This window comes from Pseudomonas sp. P5_A2_2, from assembly GCF_054177685.1.
Genome location: NZ_JBGCUL010000158.1, coordinates 1 through 7544, shown reverse-complemented (window position 1 = coordinate 7544; position 7544 = coordinate 1). Strand labels below are relative to the sequence as shown.

6 protein-coding genes and 1 pseudogene are annotated in these 7544 nt (G+C 58.8%); 4 read left to right on the top strand and 3 right to left on the bottom strand.

Going from position 1 to position 7544, the window contains the following annotated elements; genetic code table 11:
- A pseudogene (locus tag ACXRVY_RS12315) lies at positions 1-102 on the bottom strand (chemotaxis protein CheV); the annotation flags it as partial.
- Positions 103-315: 213 nt separating this feature from the next.
- The gene (gene norR / locus ACXRVY_RS12310; RefSeq protein ID WP_458237483.1) at positions 316-1866 is read right to left on the bottom strand and encodes a nitric oxide reductase transcriptional regulator NorR; all 1551 of its coding nucleotides are present in this window, start codon (positions 1864-1866) and stop codon (positions 316-318) included.
- A gap of 156 nt (positions 1867-2022) precedes the next feature.
- Between norR and hmpA the strand changes: the two genes are divergently transcribed.
- Positions 2023-3204, top strand: a complete 1182-nt coding sequence (hmpA, locus tag ACXRVY_RS12305; protein ID WP_223460097.1) for an NO-inducible flavohemoprotein — start codon at positions 2023-2025, stop codon at positions 3202-3204.
- 292 nt (positions 3205-3496) lie between these two features.
- Positions 3497-4006 carry a disulfide bond formation protein B gene (locus ACXRVY_RS12300; protein WP_458237482.1) on the top strand — a complete coding sequence of 170 codons (510 nt, stop codon included), beginning with the start codon at positions 3497-3499 and terminating at the stop codon, positions 4004-4006.
- Between the two features lie 551 nt (positions 4007-4557).
- Here ACXRVY_RS12300 and ACXRVY_RS12295 read toward each other — a convergent pair.
- Positions 4558-4818, bottom strand: coding sequence for a hypothetical protein (locus ACXRVY_RS12295; RefSeq protein ID WP_223460101.1), 261 nt, complete (start codon positions 4816-4818; stop codon positions 4558-4560).
- 27 nt (positions 4819-4845) lie between these two features.
- Between ACXRVY_RS12295 and cyoA the strand changes: the two genes are divergently transcribed.
- Both cyoA and cyoB read left to right on the top strand, forming a co-directional pair.
- Positions 4846-5790 carry a ubiquinol oxidase subunit II gene (gene cyoA / locus ACXRVY_RS12290; protein WP_115948065.1) on the top strand — a complete coding sequence of 315 codons (945 nt, stop codon included), beginning with the start codon at positions 4846-4848 and terminating at the stop codon, positions 5788-5790.
- 3 nt (positions 5791-5793) lie between these two features.
- The coding region (gene cyoB, locus ACXRVY_RS12285) for a cytochrome o ubiquinol oxidase subunit I (RefSeq protein ID WP_458237481.1) at positions 5794-7544 on the top strand (1751 nt) is incomplete at its 3' end.

Sequence of the window (7544 nt, the reverse complement as noted above, 5' to 3'; positions counted from 1 at the left end):
GATTTCACTGACCTTGAGCAGGTTGATCGCCATCAGCTTGCCGCTGCGCAAGGTAAACAGCAGAAGCGAAAGTGAGTCTGCGCGGGCTTTGGTGGAGGACATAGGAACCTTCTCTGGAAAAAGGTGACGGGCAATCCCGGGATTGCCAATGACTTCGATGCCGGGTTATCGACTTGTTTGGGGCAGGCTTTAGTAATTCAGTGAGTGGTAGAACGCCATCGCGAGCAAGCTCGCTCCCACAGTGGATTTCAGGGGACACAACATTTGTGTTCACCTCGGCCACCTGTGGGAGCGAGCTTGCTCGCGATGGGGCCATCACTTCATCCCCAACCGCTTGGCCATCCGCCCCAGGTTCGCCCGATCCAGGCCCAGCTCACGGGCCGCGCTTGCCCAGTTGTGGTTGTGCCGCTCCAGGCAGGCACCGATCAATTGACGCTGATAACGCTCGGTGGCCTCGCGCAAATCGCCGGTCACCAGTTGCATGACGCTGGCGGCAGGTTGCTCGGCGGCGGCTTCAACGCTGGCATTGGGCAAGTCCAGGTCGGCTGCGCTCAGGCTGAGAATCTTCGGCCGCTCCTTGCAGTTGCCCAGGGCTTTCAAGGCGCTGCGGCCGATCAGGTGTTCAAGCTCGCGCACGTTGCCGGGCCAGTCGTAGGCCAGCAACGCAGCCTGGGCATCGCTGTTCAGGCGCAGGCTGTTGAGGCCCATGCGCGAGCGGTTCTGCTCCAGGAAGTAACCGCTAAGCAGCAGCACATCGCGCCCGCGATCGCGCAGGGCCGGCACCAGCAGCGGATAAACACTGAGGCGATGGTAGAAGTCGGCGCGGTAACGGCCGCTGCGCACTTCTTCGGCGAGGTCGCGGTTGGTCGCCGCGATCAGGCGCACGTCGACCTGATGTTCCTTGTCCGAGCCCAGTCGCTGCAATTGACCGCTCTGCAATACTCGCAGCAACTTGGCCTGCACGGTCAGCGACAACTCACCGACTTCATCGAGAAACAGCGTGCCGCCATTGGCCAGTTCGAACTTGCCGCGGCGGTCGTTCATCGCTCCGGTGAAGGCGCCGCGAACATGACCGAACAACTCGCTTTCCACCAAGGTATCGGGCAACGCGGCGCAGTTGAGGCTGATGATCGGTTTATCGGCGCGGGGCGAGGCGGCATGGATGGCCTGGGCCACCAACTCCTTGCCGACCCCGGTTTCGCCAGTGATCAACACGGTCAGGTCGCTGCCGCCCACCAGACTGATTTCTTCGACCAGACGCTTGTGGGCCTTGCTCTGGCCGATCATCTCGCGAGTCTGCTGGCCGCTGGCCTGGCGGTAGACCTCGGCGCGCTGATGCTCGTCTTCGACCCGGGTGTTCAACCGCTCGATGCGCTCGGCGGCGTTGACCGTGGCGGCCGCGAGGCTGGCGAAGGCTTGCAGGGCATCCAGCTCGATCGGTTCGAAGCGCTCCGGATCGAGGGCATCGAGGGTCAGCAGGCCCCATGGGCGCTCGTCGATGAATAACGGGCAACCCATGCAGTCGTGGACTTCCAGATGATCATCCAGGCCATCGACCAGACCGTCATACGGATCGGGCAAGTCGCTGTCGGCAGCGAAACGGGTCGGGCCTGGGCCGCTGAGCAGCGCTTGGAAACGCGGGTGCTCGCTGACCTTGAAGCGCCGACCGAGGGTATCGGTACTCAAGCCGTCGACGGCCAGCGGCACCAGCCATTCACCGTCCAGACGCAGCAGAGCCGCGGCGTCGCATGGCAGCAGGGCGCGCATGGCTTCCAGCAGGCGGCGATAACGCTCGCCTTCAGGCAGTTCGCGGGACAGGTCGGAGACCAGGGGCAACAGGGCGGTGAGCAGGGGTTTTGCAGTCATAGTGACTCCGTGTAGTCGGTATGACTATAAATCAGGCAGTGTCTAAATGACTATTAAGTTATTAACTTATTGATTTATAAGGACTAAATAGTTGGCATGGAAGCTGATAGTCATAGGGTAGTTCGTTAGCAACCCAAGAAGACCAGGAGTCACCTTATGCTGAGCGTTCAAGATCGTGCCATCGTCAAATCCACCGTGCCACTGCTCGAAAGCGGTGGTGAAGCGCTGATCACCCACTTCTACCGCATGATGCTCTCCGAATACCCGGAAGTCCGCCCGCTGTTCAACCAGGCTCACCAGACCAGCGGTGATCAGCCGCGTGCCCTGGCCAACGGCGTATTGATGTATGCGCGCCATATCGACCAACTCGACCAGTTGGGCGACCTGGTGGCCAAGATCATCAACAAGCATGTGGCCCTGCAGATCCTGCCGGAACACTATCCGATTGTCGGTACCTGCCTGCTGCGGGCCATCGCCGAAGTGCTGGGCGAAGAGATCGCCACCCCTGAAGTGATCGCGGCCTGGGGCGCGGCTTACGGCCAACTGGCGGATATCCTGATCGGTGCCGAAACCAGCATCTACGACCAGAAGGAACAGGCCCCCGGCGGCTGGCGCGGGGCGCGGGAATTCATCGTGGCCGGTAAGGTCGAGGAGAGCGCCGAGATCACCTCGTTCTACTTCGAACCGGCGGACAAAGGCCCGATTCTGGTGGCGGAACCCGGCCAGTACATCGGCATGAAACTGATCCTCGACGGTGAAGAGATCCGCCGTAACTACTCGCTGTCGGCGCTGGCGAACAAAGGCCAATACCGCATCAGCGTCAAGCGTGAAGCCGGTGGCCGCGCCTCGAATTACCTGCATGACCAGATGCATGTCGGGGCCAGCATCCAGTTGTTCCCGCCATCGGGCGAGTTCACCCTGACCGCCAGCGACAAGCCGCTGGTGCTGATCAGCGGCGGCGTCGGCATCACCCCGACCCTGGCGATGCTCGAAGCGGCGCTGGAGACTCGGCGGCCGGTGCATTTCATCCACTGCGCGCGCAATGGCAGCGTTCACGCGTTCCGCGACTGGATCGATGGTTTGGCCGAGCGTCACCCGCAGCTCAAGCGCTTCTACTGCTACGCCGAGGATGATGGCGTGAGTCCGGCGGCGCACAAGGTTGGCTTGTTGAGTCAGCAGCAGTTGCATGCATGGCTGCCGGAGCAGCGTGACCTGGATGCTTACTTCCTGGGACCGAAAGGTTTCATGGCGTCCATCAAGCGCCACCTCAAAGCCCTTGGCGTGCCGGAGAAGCAAAGCCGTTATGAGTTCTTCGGGCCGGCAGCGGCGCTGGAGTAAGGGGTTGCGGCGGTGAGCCAGCCTCACCGCGTCGCCTTCATCGCGGGCAAGCCACGCTCCCACAGGTTTTGTGTCGTCCACATCAATCTGGATCGATACAAATCCCTGTGGGAGCTGGCTTGCCAGCGATTGCTTCACCTCGGTATTGATTTGAAAAAAACACCAGAAAGTTAATCCCTCCTTAACCGCCTTATCGTCTATTCCCCCGAATCCCCCTCACATGCACCAGACTCTCAAAGGTCCGGGCCAGCGTGTAGACTGGCGGGCACTCGAAATTTTCAAGGGAAACGCGATGAGCGATGAATCCATGCGGTTGGGGCGTGAACGGCGCTATCTGGTGTTGTTGGGCATCATTTGCCTGGCGCTGATCGGCGGTGCGCTGTACATGCAAATTGTTCTGGGCGAGGCCCCTTGCCCGCTGTGCATCCTGCAACGTTACGCGTTGCTGCTGATCGCGATCTTCGCCTTCATCGGCGCCGCCATGCGCAGCCGTCGCAGTATCACGGTGTTCGAAACCCTGGTGGTGATCTGTGCGCTGGCCGGCGCAGGCGTCGCCGGGCATCACGTCTTCACGCAGTTCTATCCGGCGGTCAGTTGCGGCATCGATGTGCTGCAACCGATTGTCGATGATTTGCCGCTGGCGAAGATCTTTCCGTTGGGTTTCCAGGTCGATGGTTTCTGCTCCACGCCATACCCGCCGATCCTCGGTCTGTCGCTGGCACAGTGGGCACTGGTCGCCTTCGTGCTGATCGTGGTGCTGGTGCCTTTGCTAACATCGCGTAAMCGCAAAGCGCTGCGCTGAGGTCATCTGCCGCCACGCATTGTCGGACAAAAAAGCCCCGGTCCTCGCAGAGAGGGCCGGGGCTTTTTTTGTCGTGCAGAGCACATTTCAGAGGTCGGGTAAAAAGACTGTGACGGGTGGCAATCAAGGGTGCGACACATGTGCGACATGTTGTCACAGAGTCAGTGTCGCAGGGCGTTCGAGGAAGCCGGATTGGTGCATGGAAACGTAACGAAATCGGGCTGTTTTACAGGCTTGCGGTTTTTTCCATTCCGAACGCGAGCAGGCAGTTTTAACAGGGGCTGACGAACGGCCGGAGCCCCCGTCATATCGGGCCTCGGGCAAGGTAAAGGGCAGTGAAGAGGGGGCCGATACTGTCTGAACTGTGGGTGGAAGACCTACTTATTATGGTGTTTTTGTTGAGAATTAATTTCGATAAGATGCGCCACTTTTGCGAGAACGGTTAATGATTGTTGCCGGTTCGGATAAAAATTATTTCGGGATGAGACATGGTTTATAGGGCGTTACATATCTACAATCGCCCGCACTGAATCCCCGGCACTGCTCAAATCTTAACCAGACGTGAGCAGAAACAGGGTGTCGAGAGGTCTGGTGGCTTCATGCGATGCCCAGGTGTCGGAGTCTCCAACTACCCGCACCAAATGGAATTGGTCTGTAACAAGGCCTTTGACCACGAATTCGAATAAGAACTCACCGCAGGCCCGGGATTTGTCGTAAAGCGTCTGACGCGCGACGGGCATGCCCTTATTCAATCCAAGAAAAATGCCAACCCTTGGCAGGGTGAAGTGTTGGCGATCAAAACCCAACTGCATTGCGCAAGCTGCTTTAGAGGTCGTGAGATGAGTAAAAACAGGTACCCCAGACTACTAGGCTTATTGCCGCTGATCGGCACGTTGTTGCTGTCAGGCTGCAACATGACCTTGCTCAATCCCAAGGGCCAGGTTGGTCTGGACGAGCGAAACCTGATCATCACCGCAACGCTGCTGATGCTGTTGGTCGTGGTGCCGGTCATCGTCATGACCTTCCTGTTCGCCTGGAAATACCGCGCGTCCAACACCAATGCCACCTACACCCCGAAATGGAACCACTCCACCAAGATCGAGATCGCGGTGTGGGCTGTTCCAGTGCTGATCATCATTGCCCTGGGTTACGTCACCTACAAGTCGACCCACGCCCTGGATCCGTACAAGCCGCTGGAGTCCGACGTTAAGCCTGTGACCATCGAAGTGGTCGCGCTGGACTGGAAGTGGTTGTTCATCTACCCGGAACAAGGCATCGCCACGGTCAACAAGATCGTGTTCCCGGCGCACACCCCGGTCAACTTCAAGATCACTTCCGACGCCGTGATGAACTCGTTCTTCATCCCTGCTCTGGGTGGCCAGATCTACGCGATGGCGGGCATGCAGACCAAGCTGCACCTGATCGCCAACGAGAACGCTGAAATGGACGGTATCTCCGCCAACTACAGCGGCGCTGGTTTCACCGGTATGAAATTCAAAGCGATCGCAACTTCCCAGGAAGATTTCGACGCCTGGGTAAGTGAAGTCAAAAAGGCACCTAAACAGCTTGAACAAGCTGAATACGCAGCCCTTTCCAAGCCAAGCCAGAACAACCCAGTCGAGCTCTACTCCTCGGTTACCCCAGGCATGTTCCAGGCCATCGTCGACAAGTACGAAGGCATGAAACCGGGCCCTAAGGTCAAGCACGAGAAAGCAGAGAAAGAAGTGGCCCAAATGGAAGGGATGGACATGAGTTCGCATTCAGCTGCCGGGGCAGAGGAGTAAACGATGTTTGGTAAATTAAGTTGGGAAGCGATCCCGTTCCACGAGCCGATTGTCATGGTGACCATCTCCATGATCGCGCTCGGCGGTCTGGCGTTGTTCGCTGCAATCACCTACTTCAAGAAGTGGACCTATCTGTGGACCGAGTGGCTGACGTCGGTCGACCACAAGAAAATCGGCGTGATGTACATCGTCGTCGCCATGGTCATGCTGCTGCGCGGCTTTGCCGACGCCATCATGATGCGTACCCAGTTGGCCATGGCCACCGAGGGTTCGCCTGGCTACCTGCCACCTGAACACTATGACCAGATCTTCACCGCTCACGGTGTGATCATGATCATCTTCATGGCAATGCCATTCTTCACCGGCCTGATGAACCTTGCAGTGCCGCTGCAGATCGGCGCGCGTGACGTTGCCTACCCGTTCCTGAACTCCCTGAGCTTCTGGCTGCTGGTTTCCGGCGTAGTGCTGATCAACCTGTCCCTGGGCGTCGGCGAATTCGCCAAGACCGGCTGGGTTGCCTATCCGCCGCTGTCGGGCCTGCAATACAGCCCTGGCGTGGGGATGGATTACTACATCTGGGCGCTACAGCTATCGGGCCTGGGGACAACGCTGACGGGGGTCAACTTCCTGGCCACCGTGCTGAAAATGCGTACCCCTGGCATGAAGCTGATGGACATGCCGATCTTCACCTGGACCTGCACCTGGGCCAACGTCCTGATCGTGGCTTCGTTCCCGATCCTGACCGCTACCCTGGCACTGCTGACGCTTGACCGTTACATGGATTTCCACATTTTCACCAATGAACTTGGTGGCAATCCAATGATGTACGTGAACCTGTTCTGGGCATGGGGTCACCCTGAGGTGTACATCCTGATCCTGCCAGCGTTCGGTATCTTCTCCGAAGTCATCTCGACCTTTACCGGCAAGAAACTGTTCGGCCACCACTCGATGGTCTACGCATCGGGCGCGATCTCGATCCTGGGCTTCATGGTTTGGCTGCACCACTTCTTCACCATGGGTTCGGGTGCCAGCGTCAACGCCTTCTTCGGTCTGGCGACGATGCTGATTTCCGTCCCGACGGGTGTGAAGCTGTTCAACTGGCTGTTCACCATCTACCAGGGCCGTCTGCGCTTCACCAGCCAGGTGATGTGGACCCTGGGCTTCATGGTGACCTTCGCCATCGGCGGCATGACCGGTGTACTGCTGGCCATCCCGGGTGCTGACTTCGTTCTGCACAACAGCCTGTTCGTGATCGCGCACTTCCATAACGTGATCATCGGCGGCGCGGTATTCGGCTACATCGCAGGCTTCGGCTTCTACTTCCCTAAAGCGTTCGGCTTCAAGCTGCACGAAGGCTGGGGCAAGGCTGCATTCTGGTTCTGGATCACCGGCTTCTTCGTCGCGTTCATGCCGCTCTACGTACTGGGCTTCATGGGCATGACCCGTCGTCTGAACGCCACTACCAACCCTGAGTGGGTGCCGTACCTGTACGTCGCCATGTTCGGTGCGGTGATGATCGCCGTGGGTATCGCTTGCCAGCTGATCCAGCTGTACGTCAGCGTGCGTGACCGCAACAAGCCGGAAAACATGTGCGAACACGGTGACCCGTGGAATGCACACACCCTGGAATGGTCGACCTCGTCGCCACCTCCGTTCTACAACTTCGCTGTGCTGCCGAAAGCCGACGTTGTCGACCCGTTCACCGAAGCCAAGGAAAACGGCACCGCGTACAAGGCCCCGGCCAAGTACGAGCC

What these genes read in the sequence shown, in the direction of transcription:
- norR (WP_458237483.1), bottom strand. Translation starts at nt 1,866, where the DNA reads ATGACTGCAAAACCCCTGCTCACCGCCCTGTTGCCCCTGGTCTCCGAC.
- ACXRVY_RS12295 (WP_223460101.1), bottom strand. Translation starts at nt 4,818, where the DNA reads ATGCAGTTGGGTTTTGATCGCCAACACTTCACCCTGCCAAGGGTTGGC.
- hmpA (WP_223460097.1), top strand. Translation starts at nt 2,023, where the DNA reads ATGCTGAGCGTTCAAGATCGTGCCATCGTCAAATCCACCGTGCCACTG.
- cyoA (WP_115948065.1), top strand. Translation starts at nt 4,846, where the DNA reads ATGAGTAAAAACAGGTACCCCAGACTACTAGGCTTATTGCCGCTGATC.